The sequence below is a fragment of the Planktothrix sp. PCC 11201 genome (assembly GCF_900009135.1).
Lineage (GTDB): Bacteria > Cyanobacteriota > Cyanobacteriia > Cyanobacteriales > Microcoleaceae > Planktothrix.
Genome location: NZ_LT797708.1, coordinates 54746 through 73388 on the forward strand (window position 1 = coordinate 54746; position 18643 = coordinate 73388).

Genomic DNA, 18643 nt, shown 5'->3' on the forward strand with positions numbered 1-18643 from the left:
TCCAGAAACCCAATTGAAGTATGATCAAATTGATGGAAGGGTTAATCACTGATTTTGCTTATGCCGACTAAACCAGAAAGTTTGCAAAAATTTGTTAATTATTGTCAACAGTATATCATTGGGGATAAAAAGGGACAGGCACAAATCTTTTTAGATCGTTTTTTTCAGGCTTTTGAATATGAAGGTGCATTACAAGCGGGTGCAACTTTTGAACAACGGATCGCAAAAGCTGGGAAATCAGGAAACATGGGGTTTGCTGATTTATTGTGGAAAAATCGTGTTTTAATTGAGATGAAAAAACGGGGAAGCAATCTTCAAGATCGAGATTATCGTACCCAAGCTGAACGATATTATATTAGAATTAAAAAAAGCGATCGCCCTCGTTATGTTATTTTATGTAATTTTGATGAATTTCATATTTATGATTTTGATCATCAACCCGATGACCCAGTTGATATTATAGCGTTAGAAGATTTACCAAAACGCATTCGGGCTTTTAGTTTTTTGGAGGCGAAAAATCTCCGCCCTCAGTTTAAAAATAATCAAGTTGAAATTACAGAAAAAGCAGCCAGACGCTTAGGAGATGTTTTACATTCTTTATTAGAAAGAGGTGAAAGAAATAATTTTAGAAAATACACTCCTCTCCAAGCCCAACACTTTATTTTACAGTGTGTTTTAGCGATGTATGCGGAAGATATTGGTTTACTTCCTGCGGCAATGTTTACTCGTTGTTTACAAGATTGTATCGAAAATCAAGGCAATTCCTCTGATATTTTAGGTGGACTGTTTCAAGCAATGAATCAACCTGGGGTTGTCCTTGATGGACGCTATGTAGGAGTCGAATATCTTAATAGTAGATTATTGGATAAATTTTATCCCATTCAGTTAGAATGTGGGGAGTTAAATCTATTATTGGCTTGTGCGGGGCAAGATTGGAGTAAAGTTCGTCCTTCTATTTTTGGAAATTTGTTTGAAGGTGCTTTGAGTTATGCTGATAAAAATAAAGATAAATCAAAACAACAACGTCATGCTTATGGCATTCATTTTACCTCGGAAGCTGATATTAGAAGTATTGTATTACCGACCATTCGGGAATATTGGGAAGATAGAATTAGTGCAGCTAATACCTTAAAAGAGTTACAATTATTATATCATGAATTAATCAATTATAAAGTCCTTGATCCGGCTTGTGGTTCGGGAAATTTTCTCTATGTAGCCTATCAAGAGTTAAAATATATTGAAAAAATACTGTTAGAGAAAATAGCTAATTTTGAGGATATTTCTGTTTATACTCAAAAGGTCAGTCCTCGACAATTTTATGGCATGGATATTAACGCCTTTGCTGTGGAATTGGCGAAAGTTACGTTAATGATTGGCAGAAAAATTGCTATTAATCAATTAGGGTTAAATGAGTCCTGTTTACCCTTAGATACTTTAGATAAAAATATCATTTGTGCGGATGCTTTATTTACCAATTGGGTACAAGCGGACGTGATTATTGGAAATCCTCCTTTTTTGGGGAGTAAACACATTCGCTTAACGTTAGGAGATGAATATGTTAATCAACTATTTAAGCGTTTTCCAGGGATTAGAGATGTTGATTTTTGCGCCTATTGGTTTAGATTAACCCATGATCATTTAGGGGATCATGGAAGATCGGGTTTAGTGGCGACGAATTCTATTAGTCAAGGTAAAAGTAGGGCGGTTTCTTTAGATTATATTACGGAAAATGGCGGTTATATTTATCAGGCTATTTCTTCTCAGCCATGGTCGGGAGATGCTAAAGTTCATGTTAGTATTGTCAATTGGTCAAAGCAGAAACCTAATCAATATATTTTAGATGGACAAGAAGTTACTTTTATTAATTCTTCCTTACAGTCCACGGTAAAGGTTTCCCAGGCGGTGAGACTGAAGGCAAATTTAAACCAATGTTTTCAAGGTGTAATTCCTTTGGGGATGGGTTTTATTATTACGGCAGAAATTGCTGAAGACTGGATAAATAGAGATCAAAATAATCGACCTATTTTAAAGTTGTTTTCCATGGGGGCAAATTTAGCTCAAAAACCTTTAGGAAAACCGGAAAGATGGATTATTGATTTTAATGAAATGACCTTAGAAGACTGTCATCAGTATCCCTTACCGTTTGAGCAAATTAAAAATTATGTTAAACCAGAAAGATTGAATAATCGAGCTAAAAAAGCTCGGGAATATTGGTGGCAGTTTTTCGCAACTCGACCGGGAATGAGAGCGGCGATCGCTAATTTATCTTATTATTTTACAGTCCCTCGATTATCAAAATGGGCAATTTTTCTTCCCGCATCTGTTGAATGGTTAGCGGGAGATCAATCGGTAGTAGTCGCAACGGAAGACTATTATATCTTAGGAATTTTGTTATCTGATACCCATAGAATTTGGGTGAAAGCGCAAAGTTCAACCTTAAAAGGGGATACCCGATATACCCACACCACTTGTTTTGAAACCTTCCCCTTTCCTCAAACCCCTAGAAAAAATACAATTGAAAATATTAGGAAAATTACAATCGAGTTACACGAGTATCGCAGTCAAGAAATGATTAAAAAAGGCTGGGGAATTACTCAACTCTATAATAAATATTACCATGAACCGACCTCAAAACTCTATAAATTTCATCGAAAACTCGATCAGTTAGTCAGGGAAGCATATCATTTTAAATCCCAGGATAATATTTTAGAAAAACTCTTAGAATTAAATCAGGACTGTGCGAGAAAAGAAAGTCGGGGAGAGGTTATTATGGGTGCTGTTGCTCGGTGATTTTTGCAGTCACCACAAAGGCACTAAGACACTGATGATTTTGAAATTGATTTATCACAAATTTATGAACATTTTGTAACGGAATTGTTAATCTATCTTTTTCTTCTAAAACCTGTTTTGCTTGGTGAAAAGCTGCATAGTAAGCTTGACTAATAGCTGATCTAAATTTAGCTTGTTCACTAACAATAACCGTTTGTCCCGCTAAATTTTGAGCTAAGGTTAAATAATCCAACCAATCAAAAGTCATAAATAATCATATCTGACATAAATTTGACTGCGGATATCACCGTCATAGCTTCCTAACCACTGATCAGACAGTTTTTCAATTTGTTCAATTGCTGCTTCTGTATCTGCAATTGTTCTTGTTAGGTAAACAACCAATTGGGACTCAGCTAATTCTGGATCTAAAATCCAGTCAAGAAATACATTTGATTCTGGGAAATATTGGCTGATTAAATCTTTACCTAATACCAAAATTGATAATAGATGGGGATGAATTGCTAAAAATTGAACAACATCATGCTCACGGCGAAACTGATAGAATAATTTTAAATCATCTATGTCCGCTTGATTGACAACTAGAGATTGGGAGATAGTGCCGATCATAGTATTAACCAAACTTGATGGAGTTAGTTGAATCTTAACACAACCTATTGCCCAAACTATGACTCACCATAAAAAATTCTCTACTTTTCATGATTTTATCCTTGATTTTCTTAGATTGATTCCTAATCTTTCAAGTTGCTGCAATTTCTAGGAGTTGTTTAGGCATCCTCTTTACTTTCTGTCGCCTGCTGTTCAAATTCTCTAATGATGCTCCGAATGTCATCTGCGTCAATATCGACTTGTTCAGATTTGGCGTAAATCGTCAGTAAAATAATTGCCGTTGCTGTTTTGATGTAGTAAATTAGACGGTAGCCACCACTTTTACCTTTCTGAATGTCGCTATTTCGGACTCTCAGCTTGAAGACGACATAACCAACTTCCGGTATTTGATCTCCTGGTAACTCTCCTTGCTCCAGTTGTTCGATGATGGGTTGTATATCATTCCGAATACTGCGATATTTCTTGGCAAGAGTGCGTAGATTTCGTTTGAATGTTGACGAAACTTCAACTTGAATTAAAGGCTGTTTAGACATCTTCAATTCCTTCCCAAAGTTGAGCAACTGGAATAGTTTGTCCAGTCATTGCTTCCTGCCAAGCTTGACGAAAATCTGCTAAGACTTCTGCTTGAGATTTATCATCTATATCTGTCTGTTCTGGAATTAAAACAATGACTTCTACACGACTATTTTTATCTGTTATGAGGGGATGATCTAAGGTTAGTTGTCCTTGATCATTAATTATTGCCATGACTTTCAGTGCTTTCATTGCTACTCCAAAATGATTTAAGTGGTAGTTTTTAGGTTGATTCCCAATCTTTCAAGTTGTTGATTTATCTAAATAGTCGCCGTCACTTTATCGGTTTTAATTGCTCGTTCTACTCCTATTTTAGCAATTTCTAGTAGTTCTTTAGATTTTTGCCGATTCTTTCTTATTGCAAATAATTCCTAAAAAATAAAAGGTGAAGAAAGTCAAGAAATGTGAAAAATAATGACATTTTTCTTGTCGAATTGTTGCGAAGGGTCATCAAACCTGCCCAGAATAGCCATTTTCTGGTAAGAATACTCAAAGGGAAGTCCTAATGATCTGGCAATGCCCATCGCCGATCCCCTTAAGAGAGAAGCAGACAAAAAAGGAACCAATTAAGATATGTTTACTTATGTAAAACCCACCATTAGACACATCCAGCCAGATGACCTGAACGGGCGACAACTGATGAAAGTGGTCTATGTGGTGTTAGAAGCGCAATATCAAAGTGCCCTATCGGCGGCAGTCCAGTCCATTAATGCGAATAACCCTAATGTCGCGATCGAAATTAGCGGTTATTTGATCGAGGAGTTACGATCTCCCGAAAACTACGAAAGTTTTAAACAAGATTTATCCCAGGCTAATATATTTATAGCCTCCTTGATTTTTATTGAAGATTTAGCCGATAAACTGGTTGAGGCCGTAGCCCCCTACCGGGATAGCCTGGATGTGGCCGTGGTGTTCCCCTCCATGCCTCAAGTCATGCGTCTGAACAAAATGGGGACGTTTTCCATGGCGCAACTGGGACAAAGCAAAAGTGCGATCGCCCAGTTTATGAAGAAACGTAAAGAACAGTCGGGGAGTTCTTTCCAAGACGCCATGCTGAAGTTGCTGCAAACTTTGCCCAAAGTCCTGAAATACCTGCCGATGGACAAGGCCCAGGACGCCCGCAACTTCATGTTATCCTTCCAATATTGGTTAGGGGGGTCTTCCGATAACCTGGAAAACTTCCTACTGATGTTAGGGTCAAAATATGTGTTTAAGGGCAAGGACAAGCTACAATTTGCCGATCCCGTCACCTATCCCGATATGGGAATATGGCATCCCCTCGCCCCGAAAATGTTCGAGGACGCCACCGAATATTTCCAGTGGAATAATAGCCGCGACGATATTTCCGACGACCAAAAAGATCCCCTCGCCCCCTGTGTGGGGTTAGTGCTGCAACGGACGCACCTGGTGACGGGAGATGATGCCCATTATGTGGCCATGGTACAGGAAATTGAAGCGTTAGGGGCGCGGGTATTACCAGTGTTTGCGGGTGGGTTGGACTTTTCTAAACCCATCGATGAGTATTTCTGGGATAACCCCCCGAAAGGCATTCAACCCCAACCGATCGTGGATACTATTGTGTCGTTAACCGGGTTTGCTTTAGTTGGTGGCCCGGCTCGACAGGATCACCCCAAGGCGATAGAATCCCTAAAACGGATGAACCGTCCCTATATGGTGGCCTTGCCCTTAGTCTTCCAAACCACTGAAGAATGGGAAGAAAGTGATTTGGGCCTGCATCCGATCCAAGTGGCGCTACAAATTGCTATTCCTGAACTTGATGGGGCGATCGAACCGATTATTATATCAGGACGGGATGGGGCCACCGGAAAAGCGATCGCCTTGCAAGACCGGATCGAAGCGATCGCCCAACGAGCCTTAAAATGGGCTAATCTGCGGAAAAAACCCAAATTAGACAAAAAAGTTGCCATTACCGTCTTTAGCTTCCCCCCGGATAAAGGAAACGTGGGGACGGCGGCCTATTTGGATGTGTTCGGGTCTATTTACGAAGTCCTCAAAGCCTTGCAGGGCAATGGCTACGATATTCAAGACCTGCCAGAGTCCGCCGAGAAACTGATGCAGGAAGTCATCCACGACGCCACGGCCCAATATCAAAGCCCGGAATTAAATGTCGCCTATCGGATGTCCGTGGCTGAATATGAGCAGTTAACCCCCTATTTTGATCGCTTAAATGAGAATTGGGGGCCACCACCAGGAACCTTAAACACCGACGGCGAGAATTTATTGATTTTCGGCAAACAGTTTGGGAATGTGTTTATCGGAGTTCAACCGACCTTTGGCTATGAAGGCGACCCGATGAGGTTGTTGTTCTCCCGGTCAGCCAGTCCCCACCATGGCTTCGCCGCCTACTATACCTATTTAGAACAAGTCTGGAAAGCGGACGCGGTGTTACACTTTGGAACCCATGGATCGTTAGAATTTATGCCGGGTAAACAGATGGGGATGTCGGGAGAGTGCTACCCAGATAATTTAATTGGCAGTATTCCCAACCTGTATTACTACGCCGCCAACAACCCCAGCGAAGCTACCATCGCCAAACGGCGTAGTTATGCCGCCACTATTTCTTATTTAACTCCGGCTGCGGAAAACGCTGGGTTATATAAAGGACTCCAAGAACTCAATGAGTTAATTGGGTCTTATCAAACCCTAAAAGATAGCGGTCGGGGTGTGGCGATCGTTAACACCATTATCGATAAGTCTCGAATGGTGAATTTTGACCAAGATATTACCCTCCCCGAAACCGATGCGGCGGAATTAACCCCCGAAGAACGGGATCATATCGTGGGACAGGTCTATCGGCGGTTAATGGAAATTGAGTCGCGGTTGTTACCCTGTGGTTTGCACGTTATTGGCAAACCCCCCACAGCCGAAGAAGCGATTTCAACTCTGGTAAATATCGCCAGTATTGATCGGGAAGAAGATAATCTTCTCAGCTTACCCCGAATTATTGCCAATAGCCTCAACCGCGATATTGAGGAACTGTACTCTAACAATAACTTAGGGCTGTTAGCGGATGTGGAGTTATTACAAAAAATCACCGAAGCCTGCCGCGCCGCCGTTATCGCCCTGGTTCACGAACAAACCGACGCCGAAGGACGGGTTTCTCTGGTCTCCAAACTCAACTTCTTTAATATGGGGAAAAAAGAACCCTGGATCGAAGCACTCCATGAGTTCGGTTTCACCAAAGTTGACCCCGAACCCATTAAACCCTTATTTGAGTATTTGGAATTCTGCTTACAACAGGTGTGCGCCGATAACGAGTTGGGCTCCTTGCTGCGGGCGTTGGAAGGAGAATATATCATCCCGGGGCCAGGAGGCGACCCCATCCGTAACCCCGATGTCTTACCGACGGGCAAAAATATGCACGCCCTCGACCCCCAGTCCATTCCCACGGCGGCGGCGGTGAAATCTGCCCAAATCGTCGTAGAACGGCTGTTAGAACGGCAAAAGCTCGAAAATGGTGGAAATTATCCCGAAACCATCTCCGTCGTCCTGTGGGGAACCGATAACATCAAAACCTATGGGGAGTCCCTAGCACAAGTGATGTGGATGGTGGGGGTTAAACCCGTACCCGATGCCCTGGGACGGGTGAATAAGTTGGAGTTAATTTCTTTAGAGGAATTGGGACGGCCGCGCATTGACGTCGTGATCAACTGTTCTGGGGTGTTCCGCGACTTATTTATTAACCAAATGGCGCTGTTAGATAAAGCGGTAAAAATGGCTGCGGAATCTGATGAACCGTTGGAGATGAATTTTGTTCGTAAACACGCTTTAGAACAGGCGAAGGAGTTAGGAGTATCGGTCAGACAAGCGGCAACTCGCGTGTTTACCAATGCTTCCGGTTCCTATTCGTCTAACGTCAATTTGGCGGTAGAAAATAGCAGTTGGGAACAGGAATCAGAATTACAAGAAATGTACTTAAAGCGCAAATCTTTTGCCTTTAATTCTGATAATCCGGGGATGATGGAACAGGATCGAAATATCTTTGAGTCAGCGTTAAAAACCGCAGAAGTGACGTTCCAAAACTTAGATTCTTCGGAAATTAGTTTAACTGATGTCTCCCATTATTTCGATTCTGACCCGACGAAATTAATTGCCAATTTACGCAAGGATGGCAAAAAACCGACGTCTTATATTGCGGATACCACAACCGCAAATGCCCAGGTGCGGACGTTATCGGAAACGGTGCGTTTGGATGCCCGGACTAAACTTCTAAACCCGAAATGGTATGAAGGAATGTTATCTCATGGTTATGAAGGAGTGCGCGAACTTTCTAAGCGCCTTGTTAATACAATGGGATGGAGTGCTACAGCCGGGGCGGTGGATAATTGGGTGTATGAGGATGTGAATGAAACGTTTATTCAAGATGCAGAAATGCAGAAGCGTTTGCTGAACTTAAACCCCCATTCTTTCCGTAAGATTATTAGCACGTTGTTAGAGGTGAATGGTCGTGGCTATTGGGAAACCAGCGATGAGAATTTAGACCGTCTCCGGGAGTTATACCAAGAAGTTGAAGACCGAATTGAAGGGATAGAATAAAATCCTTTAAAACCCTATTCCCCTCGGTAGAGACGTTGTATGCAATATCTTTATCGAGGGGATATAATTTTTAATTAGGATATCATTTCAACCCATTGTAGGAAAAAATATGGAATCATCAGTTAAAAATTTACCTAAAATTGATGTTCGTGCTGCGGTTGGTTTAGCCCAAACATACTTTAATAATTTACAGGATATGCTGGGTTCTTTTCAAAATTTACGATTAGAAGAAGTTGAATTATATGAAAATAAACAATTTTGGTTGATTACATTAGGGTTTGATTGCCAAATTATCAATAATAATCCATTAAAACTTTAAATAGCTCCTCAATATACAAGAGAATATAAAGTTTTTAAAGTTAATACTGAAACAGGAGAAGTAGAATCAATGAAAATTCGAGAGTTATGATTGATGAATTGTTTAAAAAATATAAACAAAAAGGGATTTTAATTGATACTAATATTTTATTATTGTGGTTTGTTGGTTCAGTCAACCGTAACAAGATTTCAAGGTTTAATCGAACTGAAAAGTTTATTCCAGAGGATTATGAGCTACTCATCTTGACTGTAATATCGTTTTAACTTAGCTGTTAAAATTGTATCAAATCTTGGTAGTACAACCGATTCAAGATATTCAACATTGAAAGGATCTTCATCTGTTAGTTGGATAATTTCTTTAATCCAATATAAATTACTGCTTGACTCAGGTAGCAAATCTATAAACTTCCTCAAGTTTAGTAAATAAACTTTTCCATAGCCACCTCCTACTCTTATAGAACTGATAAAGACATTCATAAAATCAGAAAAATCGTAATTATTTAAATCTTTATTATTAGGAGAGCAATTAATTCGTTTGTGAAGAGCATCATTAATTATTTTTATATGAGATATAAAATTTGATTTTTCAGATAACCCAGTAATTTCTGAAATTATTATTATCATGAAAATAGCCAAAAACATTTCTCTTAGTCTTTTTAGTTTATTGACTAGATCATCTTCAAATGATTCCATGTTATAGTCATTAGCTAATAAAATTTTTATTCTACTTTTGATTAAAGTTTTAATTATATCTATTTCAATTTCATCAAAAGGCTTATTAGAATTAAAAATAAGAAGATCTAATAAAAAATGAGCTTTATTTTGATTACCCAAGCCTTCTGTATCATCTACCCTTGAATCAAAATGACTGAAAGCGTGTCCTATAGACAATATTCTAGGATAAGCATAGGGATTATTCGATTCATAGATAATCCCGTGTTCTAATGCACCGTAAAGGCTGTTATTGATTTCATGAAGTCTTCTGCCATCCTGTCGGCTTGGCAACAAAAAATTAATGAGTCTAGGATTAGCAAAATTTTTAATATTTGTCAACCTCTTTTTATTTAACTCTGGATCATCTAGTTGTTTATAATAGGTTTTTATAGTTTCACTTGAATCAATCCAATAAGCCAAAATCATTATTAAGATAGATTTAATATATCTAATTTTTTCAAATCTATTTTTAGATTCAAAATTAATATCTATAGTCAAATCAGGTAGTTTGAATTTCATACTATTTTTGCCTTTGATAAAAATACGCTGGTATATCTTGATTGACCAGCGTATGAATGTAAATTCGATGTCTATGTCTAACCGATCGAGTTAATCATTTTTGATTCTTCTTGGGTTGCTCCACTAGCTTGCTTAATAATTGAAAGTACATCGCTGCTCTTTCCAGAGTATGAGTCAGCAGATTTGCCAGCATCACAACATCCAAAAGTGTATTTTTTCATTGGTTTTCCCTATTAAATGGTTTTGTACTTGCCAGCTTGGGAGAGTTCGATAACCACTCCTGCTTGCTGACTATACTAACTTGCTCACTCCCAACTGAACAGCCAAAAAAGTTGGAAAAAGTAGGGATTTTCTCAAATTCCGATAGAAAGGTTGAAAAAGTTGCTAAAAGTTGCTAAAAGTTGGGTATACTCACAATAGCAATTTTATATTTTTACTTATGGAAATTCCTCAGATATTGCAATTCGTTGATGAATCTGTGTATACCCAAACAGGTAAACATCTCAACGACTTGCAAGGAAAAATTGTCAGGGGAATACTTAATCGTCAAAAATATGCTGACGTTGCTGAAACTTACGGTTATAGTGAAAAGCACGTTAAAAAAGTCAGTCACGAACTTTTGCAAATGTTATCAGATGTTTTTGGGGAACAAGTAAAAAAAAGTAATCTTGAATCGGTTTTAGAACGACAAATAAATGTCAATATAACTTTAGGTAATAAAAACACTCGCAATAATAATACTGTAAGTATAGCTTCTATTAACATTTGTCCTGTTCCTTCTTCCGTTAGTTCAGATGAAACTCAAACTGAAACCATTGATAAATTAAGAAAGTTTGGCTTAAGCGATGAGCAAATAGCAGAGGCATTGAATCTGTCATTATCATTAGAAGATTTAAAACAGAATATGATATAATAGTAAGGTTTAGATAGTGCGATCGCTAACTCTGCTGAATTTGAAAGAGGATAGATGAGATGACCGTCATCGATCAAGAACAGGTAATTACAAGCCTTAAATCGGTAACTCAAGACATTTCAGTCTATGGAGAGGATTTTTTAGGCTTTTATCAATTTATTTTTAATAGTATTCATCAAGCTCAGGACAAATTAGAGCAGTTAGAAGGTTTGGATTTAATTGTGATTGAAGATTTATATCAAGATTATGAAAAAATTGCTGACCAAAATTTAGTCTTGCAAAAGAAAGAACGAGAAGTATTACAAGTGTTGAGTTTGGGAGATTTTCAACAAGATGCTGAAATCACAGAGGTATTATCAGAAATCTTAGCTGATTTTTTACTAGAGTATTTACTGATTCCAATTTTGAATAATATTAATTATGAACAATTTTTAGCCCAATCCAGTTATTATCAGAAATTATTCAAAAATGGGGTAACAGTTTATGAAGCAAAAAGACGCTTATATTGAAATTGCACAACGATATATTCAAACTGCCAAGCAACATCAATCTTTGTCAATTAATACCCAAGAAGTTATCGGTTTTCTAACTTATCATGGGTTGGAATCTATTGCTGTTGCTGTGATTGTTCATTATAAAAGTAGCGTTCCGCTTAATCATGAAACGAAGTTAAGAATGTTTTTAGCATTCTGTAAAAAACATTTATCTAATTCAGTGAATCTTAAACTGATTGCGGCTTTAATTATTCGCTTAGAAAAGAATGGGTACAGAAGTAAGTTTCTCTATCCTGAGTTAATTGATGAAAATAACTTTAAATCCCCTCAACAACAAATCACGTTAACAGAAGCAGGGCTACTGGTTAAAGATGTGGAACGAGTGATTAATCAGATCCTGAGTTCAATTTAGTATTTTATGCTATTATTTATAAAATACCCTACTCAATCAATCTCCTCTGATTATGCAAGAAATTCACAAAAATTATATTGTTGATGAAAATCAAAATCCGATTGCTGAGTTTGAGAAAATCGAAGAAATTTTAGAAAATTACTTCTTAGGTAAAATGATGGAAGATGAAGAAGATGCAGAAATTTTATCTCCATCAGAAGCTGTCAAATATTATCAAGGATTAAAAGAAAATAATCTGGGTTGATAAATATTGGTTTGGGATTGGTTTCCCTAATAATTATGACAGTTTAATTACATCAAAGATCGCATTTTTCTTCGTTACTTTCTGTTTCTGTAGTTGGCTCCAGTCGGTTACAAATATTTAATAAATATAGACGGGTACTCACTGGAAGACGAGGTAAGGGCGCGTCCAGATTCGGCCAGGTGGGTAAATCAAAGCAAGGACAGCAAGTGGCAGGCATTCCGGCGGTTTTTATCGGAACAAGTAGGGAACAGCGCCCACAGGATTCGATTTCCCATGCTGAGGAGAGTAGGGTTTCAATGGTTTGCTCTGTTCCGTCTAAATAGCATTCTCCAGATTCAGCAGAGAGGATTTCTTTCCAACAGTCCTCAAACTCTCGACTATATCTTTCTCCTTGAACTACAGGTTGAGGTAAACGCGATTCTGCACCATTGCGAATCCATACTTTTTTACCTAACTGAAACCAGTGGGCTAAATATTGTTTAACTTGATGTTGTGAAGCCATAATTTTACTTTTTTGAGTTCTATTATATAGATTTAAATTAGCTTTTCTCGAATAGGTACTAAGTGAGCCATCTAATGATCTCAAAATATATTTGCTAACCCCCAATTTAAGGCAGCAACTTTAAAACGGCTAGTTCGGTTCTCTACGAATGAGTATAAATTATTTAGACTAATGAAGTTAAAATTTACTTAAATTTTAAACTGTTACTTGAGCCTAATGTTAATCAGGCTAGTTATTACAAGTTTAATCGAAAACCTTCCCTTAATTAGATTATCTAAGTTTATAATTCTCACCGCTCCCAGCCGTTCCTAAAGTTTTTTTACTTACTTCCCATTATATGTAGGGATTGAAGAAAATAGAAATCTTCTCCGGCGGGGAGAAAATCTCTCCAAAGGGACAAAATAATTAGCTCTTTCATCCCTATAAAATTTCTGAAATATCAATTTGACAAATTTTAGAATCTGTGCTAGTTAATTTTCAGTTTTGGGGGATGTGAGCAACAATTAAATAATTAAATTTTTAGATTGAATATTCCCAAGGATAATGAATAAATGGACACAAGTGGACTCGAACCACCGACCCCCACGATGTCAATGTGAGACACAGCCAGTCTAGCACGTTATGTCAAGGGTTGCAGCCTTTCTTCTATTCCCTTTGATTCCCGAATCTTGTATCTGACTTGTATTGGATGCAAGTCAAAAAATGCAGCACCTAGAAAATAAAAAGGTATCAAGGACGGGACGGGTTTCTATTGAATCGTTTAAAGGGAGTTACCGACTCCGGTGGACTCTCCAAGGGAAAACTCATAACTTAACCATAGGGAGTATCTCTAAAGAGTCCCTGAAGATAGCCCAAACTAAATCATCTCAAATTGATTTAGACATTGCCTTGGGACAATTTGACTCAACCCTTGTTAAGTACGATTCCCGCAAGGCTACCCAGACAACCACTGCGGGCAAACAGCCAGAACACAACTTAAAAACCGTCTGGGAACAGTACAAAGCGTTGATGGTAGGGAAGGTTGAGGCGACGACACAAAAAACGACCTGGACACAGGTAGATAGATGTTTAGCATCTGTGTCAGACCCCGTGTTGTTTAATTTTAATCAAGCGTCCTCACTCATCGTCTGCTTGCTAGGAAAATACAAGGCAGGAACACTGTCAAGGGTTTTTGATGACCTAAACGCCGCCTTTAACCTTTGTAACGAAATAGGGACAATAAATGAGACCAAAAACCCTTACTCGGCTTTAAAGAAAAGGGGTCTTATAGACTCTGATGGCGAGTCGGGAAACCGCACTCGTGAGGCGTTCTCAAATCAAGACCTGGAGACTATCTGGGAGGCTTTCAAGAATAATAGATACGTCCCAAATAAAAGCCAATTCCCTCACAGTTATTACTACCCCTTTGTTCAGTTCTGTACACTAACGGGGTGCAGGCCAGAGGAGGCGATTGCCTTAACCTGGGATGACATTAAACATGAAAGTAACAGGGTTTGGGTTGATTTCTGCAAAGCATTTTCTAAGGGAGTATTAAAAGGGACTAAAACAGGGGAGGTACGACTATTCCCCGTTAACGATGAACTAAAAAATTACATTGAATCGTTCCCTAGAATTCAAAATGAGAATAATCTAATATTCCCATCGGTCAAAGGCAAGTACATTGACCAGCATAATTTTTCATCTCGACGCTGGAGGGTCATTGTAACTCGGTTAGTTGCAGATGGAGCAATAGAGCGTTACTTACCCTGCTATAACCTCCGTCACGGCTACATCACCCATCTAGCACGCCTAGGGGTTGACGTAGCAACTATAGGACGTATTTGTGGAACTTCCCCCGAAATGATTGTTAGCCATTACCTGTCACCCAATAATGACTACATTCCACCAAGCCTAGGAATAACAATATCACTGTAACACCGTTTCAGGGGGATTTAATCCCCCTTATTTTGTGAGTCAGGATTTTAAGTTAATCTCGTTTCCAAAAACGGTTATCTTGTACTCCGACTTGAACTGGATGATATATTCCCCTCTGTTCTTATCATTGGGGGGAAATTGAACCTCAACAACCGTTGCATCCATTAACCCCTCTGTTGTCTTGTCGTAGTAAGTCACCCTATCTTTTACTTTAAACGGGTGATGACCCTGCCCTTTACGGCCTACTTTTTGGGGTTGTGTAGGTTCTGATTTTATATTTATATTATCTACCTCTAAAGCTGGTAAAGCTGGTAAAGACTCCCTCTCTGTCTGGCTTTGAGCAGGTACATCATCTGGTACTGAACTGGTATCTGACCTGGTATTACCTGGTGAAGCATTAGCGTGTTGCCTGTTTTCCTCTGACCGCTTGACCTGTTCCTCTAACTGTTCTTCATAAGTTAACGTCTCCTCTGATTCCAGTCTCAGTCGGATACCGTACCAAGTTACGCGGTTAGCCTTGCTTTTCTTCTCAATGTCTATCCCCAGAACCCGAAGCAACTCACTAAACCTTTCAGGGAATTTGTTATTGGCTAATGGTTTTAACCCATTTTCCTCACAATACCCTCTATAAGACCCTTTGTAGAGGTCGGAACCAGAGATACTGCCGTCAGGATCAATGACTATTAACTCGTTAAAGAATGATGCAACACTATCAGCTTGTAGTTTTAGTCTCCATTTATGTAATTCAAACGCAGGGACATCCGCGCCACCAATACCCCTGATAAGTGCCGTTACCTCGGAATCAGACAGCATTAATGAGACGGCTATTAATTGTGCAATCTCACGATCCATCAAATCCTCAATACTGCCGTCTCTCTTGTTGTCTGGGATTGCATTATTAAATGAAATCATGCAGGTGCGTCTGTCCATCCCTGTAGTCTCACCCGCAAAAAGCGGGGTGTTAGAACTTACAACAATAGATCCAAGGAATACCCCCGACGCACCCTCCTTAAATACCTGACGGTAGGACATTTCATCGTTACCCGTCAACCCTAGAATTACATCTGCTAAGATATCTGTCCTTTCATCGGGTAAGACTACTAATTGCTTGTCAATAATATTTGCAATTTCATCAGGTTTAGATAGATTTTTTATGGTTGACCCTTTGTAGTTATTTTTCCCGACGCATTTTTGAATCAACCGAGTCATCGTACCTTTACCCGTACCTGGTAAACCGCAGAAATGAACAAACATCTGCAACTTAGAAAGGTTAAAAGTAATAACTGAATTGATGACAGCTAAAAGTTTTTTAACTCCTATCTCGTCACCCTTCATGGCCGTTAACATGAATTGATGGGTTGCAGGGCATTCAGTCTTTAACGCTTCTATTACCGACTGGTACTCCCCTATAGGCTTTAACGGGTTGTATTCGTAAGGCAAAACAGATACAAACCCGTAACCCTGAGAGTGTGGCAATAACTTCTTGGTTTCAACTTCTAAAACTCCGTTATCAAAAGCGATATATTTTGACCTATCAAATGTTTCCCATTTAAATGTAGTTAAATCCATTTTAATTAATTTAACTACATCGGTGACAAAAGCCGAACGTCTGTATTCTATCTCCCGACTATCTAAGATTGCTTTAACGCTGGTTTCAACGTAGGAACCTGATTTTTTCTCCCAGTATTTACCATTCCAAAAACGCCATACCTGCTCTTTATCCGAGAATCTCCAATTGGGTTGATATTCCTCAGCAATCTCTTTAGCTATAGTTTGGGGTGTGGGTTTACCTTTGTGGGTTCCCTCTTTTTTAAACTGTTGTTCAATCCTTTCTAACCATTCTGCAAAGGGTTGAACCCGTGATAAAACCTCGCTCTGAAATTGAGGAAACCCGTTGTTAAGGATGTAATCATCTACACCTTTATCTTTTTCGCTTGTCATATCCCAACTAGCTACATGAACATGAACATTGAACAAGCCTAGTTGATGTCCAAGTTTTTTTAGGGCGTTCGTAACATTTATATTTGTAGCGATATCACCGTCAAACATCATCAAGAACCCAAAACCCGCGCGCGCTAATTTTTCTAGGGTTTTTACTAAGTACCTTTTCCCCTGGGGGTCATTTTTCTTGGGAGTTAACCCCATCTCAACCCCTAGCGCAGCTACACAGGGGATTTTATTATCCATCACTACCATTGCCTTAAAGCCACCCTCTGTCACTGCAATACAGGGTGCACCGTCTATGATGTAGGCTCGTTCCTTTAACTTATCAAGGTTAGTCCAGTAGTCGGAGTACATGGGATGGGTTAAGAGCATTGCGTCATACCCTTCATCTTCCCTGGGGGTTAAATACTTTCTAACTTTCTCTTTCCCGTCCTTGTATTCAACTAAAGGGATATCTGGCTTAAAACTATACTGACCATTCTCCCCCCGGATCATAATTCCGTTAGATGGTGCTGTATATCCCAGGTATTCCGTGGCGGTCTTTGCAGTCATTGACTCACAGTTATCCATCACCCAATCAAACGGTAAACCCCGCTTTGTAACCAGATACTCCCAATGCTCAACGGTTAACCGAGTATTTTTGTAAAGTTTTCCTAAAGGTTGTGCTTTTTGGTGAGATGCACTATAATTGGGTGTATCGGTAGCGGTAACAGTCATTTTATTTGATTTCATATTGTTTTAAAATTTAGATTCTGTTGACAGTAAGGGGTGTTACAACCCCTTATTTTTTGTTGACAATTAATTACCTACTAGAGTAGCGAATTTTTGAAGCAATATCAAGGTAGATTTTATCACTCTATTTGTTTAATCTTCCCATTGTATGCACCTTGAGAAAAAGTAGATAAAGTGTCAGGCTTGTACCTTTTTGCTCGACTAATTCTACCTGTTCTGCAACTACCTGAAACATACTGTGCTATTTTGCGGAAACCTTTATAGGGTTTACGATAGGTATTTCGCTGTATATGCAAAGATAAACAGTGTTACAGTTACGTTTTTAGAGCGTTTTTAGAGGATGGGCAAACCTTAACCTCTACCCATTGCTCATTAATCCATTAATCCAATTCTAAAAAACGTTTTATTTCACTTAGTACCATTTTTCCCTTTTTGTAGTTTCTGCCTTTATACCCCATTAACTCCTCAACTATTTTTGTATCTGAGTAACCATCCTCAAGCGCATCAATTACAAGTTCAAACATTTCCTCGGCTTCTACACTTAACCCAGTTTCCGGTTTACTTCCCCTTACGGGAAGGTCGGAAGTACCTACTTCCGGTGTTTGGGAAGTACCGGAAGTTTCCTCGCTAAAATCGGTAGTATCTCCATCTAGTGTCACTTCCGAGTCACTTACACCCTGGGAAGTCAGGGAAGTAGTCCGGTCTGTGAGTAAATATTGTGCGATAGCGGTATTCGTACCCTGTGCTAGAAATAAATCACTAGCTAAACTGTGTTTAAATTCGGCTTGCTCGCGCTTTTTAATCGCGTCAATTTTAGGCTTAATTTCTCCTAACTTTGTTGTTAAGTAGAGCGACGTGCCACTCGCTAAAATTGCGTAGGTTATAGAAGTAAATCTAAAAAACTTATGCCAATTGTTAGCGTTTACGTCACGAGTTAAAAACGGGGTAAAAAACCAAAAAGGTAATGATGTTGTTAACAGAACAAGGTTGATTAAATGATGGGTTTTCCAGTTCTGTTTTATTGCCTCAACCTGGCTATTAGGATTGATTACTGAGTAACCCATTGGATTAATCCCCCTAGTAGTAAAGCGGTAGCTAAACCAATAACGAAAAGCAAGCCTAACACCCATTCCTTGTCATCGGTTTTGCGGTAATAGATGACGGTTGCTGTGACACCTAAGCCGACTGAAATGATAAGGGAAAGGATAAAAAAAGGTTCTTTCAATTGGTTAACTAATATTGCTAATAGACTGACTAAACTTGCACCACTAGCTACCAACAGAAAGAACCCTATAACGCGATAAAGTTGAATCATCCTAGGGTTCCAATAGCCACATATCTTCAGGGTTGACCCATTCAATACCTTGACCGCTACAGTTTAGAAATTGAACTTGATAACTCCACTTGCTGT

General features: G+C 39.0%; 18 protein-coding genes. 8 read left to right on the forward strand and 10 right to left on the reverse strand.

The annotated features are described in order from the left end of the window. The first annotated feature begins 60 nt into the window (after nucleotides 1-60). On the forward strand, nucleotides 61-2790 hold the full coding sequence (locus PL11201_RS18525; protein WP_079680377.1) for a class I SAM-dependent DNA methyltransferase: 2730 nt from the start codon (nucleotides 61-63) through the stop codon (nucleotides 2788-2790). Here PL11201_RS18525 and PL11201_RS18530 read toward each other — a convergent pair. The 4 genes from PL11201_RS18530 to PL11201_RS18545 form a co-directional block, all read right to left on the reverse strand. Further along, entirely contained in the window at nucleotides 2768-3037 is a 270-nt protein-coding gene (locus PL11201_RS18530) for a hypothetical protein (protein ID WP_079680378.1), read from the reverse strand. The genes PL11201_RS18525 and PL11201_RS18530 overlap by 23 nt on opposite strands. Next, nucleotides 3034-3396 (reverse strand): hypothetical protein, encoded by a 363-nt coding sequence (locus PL11201_RS18535; RefSeq protein ID WP_079680379.1) that lies wholly within the window; start codon nucleotides 3394-3396, stop codon nucleotides 3034-3036. Before PL11201_RS18535 ends, PL11201_RS18530 begins: the two co-directional genes overlap by 4 nt. Before the next feature lie 158 nt (nucleotides 3397-3554). Continuing rightward, complete coding sequence (locus PL11201_RS18540; RefSeq protein WP_079680380.1) at nucleotides 3555-3929, reverse strand: type II toxin-antitoxin system RelE family toxin; 375 nt, start codon at nucleotides 3927-3929, stop codon at nucleotides 3555-3557. After that, complete coding sequence (locus PL11201_RS18545) at nucleotides 3922-4161, reverse strand: type II toxin-antitoxin system RelN family antitoxin (RefSeq protein WP_079680381.1); 240 nt, start codon at nucleotides 4159-4161, stop codon at nucleotides 3922-3924. Before PL11201_RS18545 ends, PL11201_RS18540 begins: the two co-directional genes overlap by 8 nt. Nucleotides 4162-4542: 381 nt before the next feature. Here PL11201_RS18545 and PL11201_RS18550 point away from each other — a divergent pair, with 381 nt between their 5' ends. Continuing rightward, nucleotides 4543-8526 carry a magnesium chelatase subunit H gene (locus tag PL11201_RS18550; protein WP_079680382.1) on the forward strand — a complete coding sequence of 1328 codons (3984 nt, stop codon included), beginning with the start codon at nucleotides 4543-4545 and terminating at the stop codon, nucleotides 8524-8526. A 109-nt stretch (nucleotides 8527-8635) separates the two neighbouring features. Then, on the forward strand, nucleotides 8636-8845 hold the full coding sequence (locus tag PL11201_RS18555) for a hypothetical protein (RefSeq protein WP_234996768.1): 210 nt from the start codon (nucleotides 8636-8638) through the stop codon (nucleotides 8843-8845). Nucleotides 8846-9078: 233 nt separating this feature from the next. Here the strand turns inward: PL11201_RS18555 and PL11201_RS18560 are convergent, their stop codons facing one another. Then, nucleotides 9079-10077 carry a hypothetical protein gene (locus PL11201_RS18560; RefSeq protein ID WP_079680383.1) on the reverse strand — a complete coding sequence of 333 codons (999 nt, stop codon included), beginning with the start codon at nucleotides 10075-10077 and terminating at the stop codon, nucleotides 9079-9081. A 77-nt stretch (nucleotides 10078-10154) separates the two neighbouring features. Continuing rightward, on the reverse strand, nucleotides 10155-10298 hold the full coding sequence (locus PL11201_RS26540) for a hypothetical protein (RefSeq protein WP_159451559.1): 144 nt from the start codon (nucleotides 10296-10298) through the stop codon (nucleotides 10155-10157). A 218-nt stretch (nucleotides 10299-10516) separates the two neighbouring features. Between PL11201_RS26540 and PL11201_RS18565 the strand changes: the two genes are divergently transcribed. The 4 genes from PL11201_RS18565 to PL11201_RS18580 are packed head-to-tail and all read left to right on the forward strand — an operon-like array spanning nucleotide 10517 to nucleotide 12140. Beyond that, entirely contained in the window at nucleotides 10517-10990 is a 474-nt protein-coding gene (locus PL11201_RS18565) for a hypothetical protein (protein WP_079680384.1), read from the forward strand. Nucleotides 10991-11049: 59 nt separating this feature from the next. Next, complete coding sequence (locus tag PL11201_RS18570) at nucleotides 11050-11499, forward strand: hypothetical protein (protein WP_079680385.1); 450 nt, start codon at nucleotides 11050-11052, stop codon at nucleotides 11497-11499. Further along, complete coding sequence (locus PL11201_RS18575; protein ID WP_079680386.1) at nucleotides 11474-11896, forward strand: hypothetical protein; 423 nt, start codon at nucleotides 11474-11476, stop codon at nucleotides 11894-11896. Before PL11201_RS18570 ends, PL11201_RS18575 begins: the two co-directional genes overlap by 26 nt. Nucleotides 11897-11948: 52 nt before the next feature. Beyond that, nucleotides 11949-12140, forward strand: coding sequence for a hypothetical protein (locus tag PL11201_RS18580; protein ID WP_079680387.1), 192 nt, complete (start codon nucleotides 11949-11951; stop codon nucleotides 12138-12140). 52 nt (nucleotides 12141-12192) lie between these two features. Here the strand turns inward: PL11201_RS18580 and PL11201_RS18585 are convergent, their stop codons facing one another. Then, complete coding sequence (locus tag PL11201_RS18585) at nucleotides 12193-12642, reverse strand: hypothetical protein (RefSeq protein WP_079680392.1); 450 nt, start codon at nucleotides 12640-12642, stop codon at nucleotides 12193-12195. Between the two features lie 702 nt (nucleotides 12643-13344). Here PL11201_RS18585 and PL11201_RS18590 point away from each other — a divergent pair. After that, entirely contained in the window at nucleotides 13345-14556 is a 1212-nt protein-coding gene (locus tag PL11201_RS18590; RefSeq protein WP_079680388.1) for a tyrosine-type recombinase/integrase, read from the forward strand. Nucleotides 14557-14595: 39 nt separating this feature from the next. On the opposite strand, the gene PL11201_RS18595 is transcribed toward PL11201_RS18590, so the two are convergent. The 3 genes from PL11201_RS18595 to PL11201_RS18605 form a co-directional block, all read right to left on the reverse strand. Continuing rightward, nucleotides 14596-17232 carry a DUF3854 domain-containing protein gene (locus PL11201_RS18595; RefSeq protein WP_079680389.1) on the reverse strand — a complete coding sequence of 879 codons (2637 nt, stop codon included), beginning with the start codon at nucleotides 17230-17232 and terminating at the stop codon, nucleotides 14596-14598. A 380-nt stretch (nucleotides 17233-17612) separates the two neighbouring features. After that, nucleotides 17613-18296 carry a hypothetical protein gene (locus PL11201_RS18600; protein ID WP_079680390.1) on the reverse strand — a complete coding sequence of 228 codons (684 nt, stop codon included), beginning with the start codon at nucleotides 18294-18296 and terminating at the stop codon, nucleotides 17613-17615. After that, nucleotides 18281-18547 carry a hypothetical protein gene (locus PL11201_RS18605; RefSeq protein ID WP_079680257.1) on the reverse strand — a complete coding sequence of 89 codons (267 nt, stop codon included), beginning with the start codon at nucleotides 18545-18547 and terminating at the stop codon, nucleotides 18281-18283. The genes PL11201_RS18600 and PL11201_RS18605 overlap by 16 nt, the downstream gene beginning before the upstream one ends. Nucleotides 18548-18643: the final 96 nt, after the last annotated feature.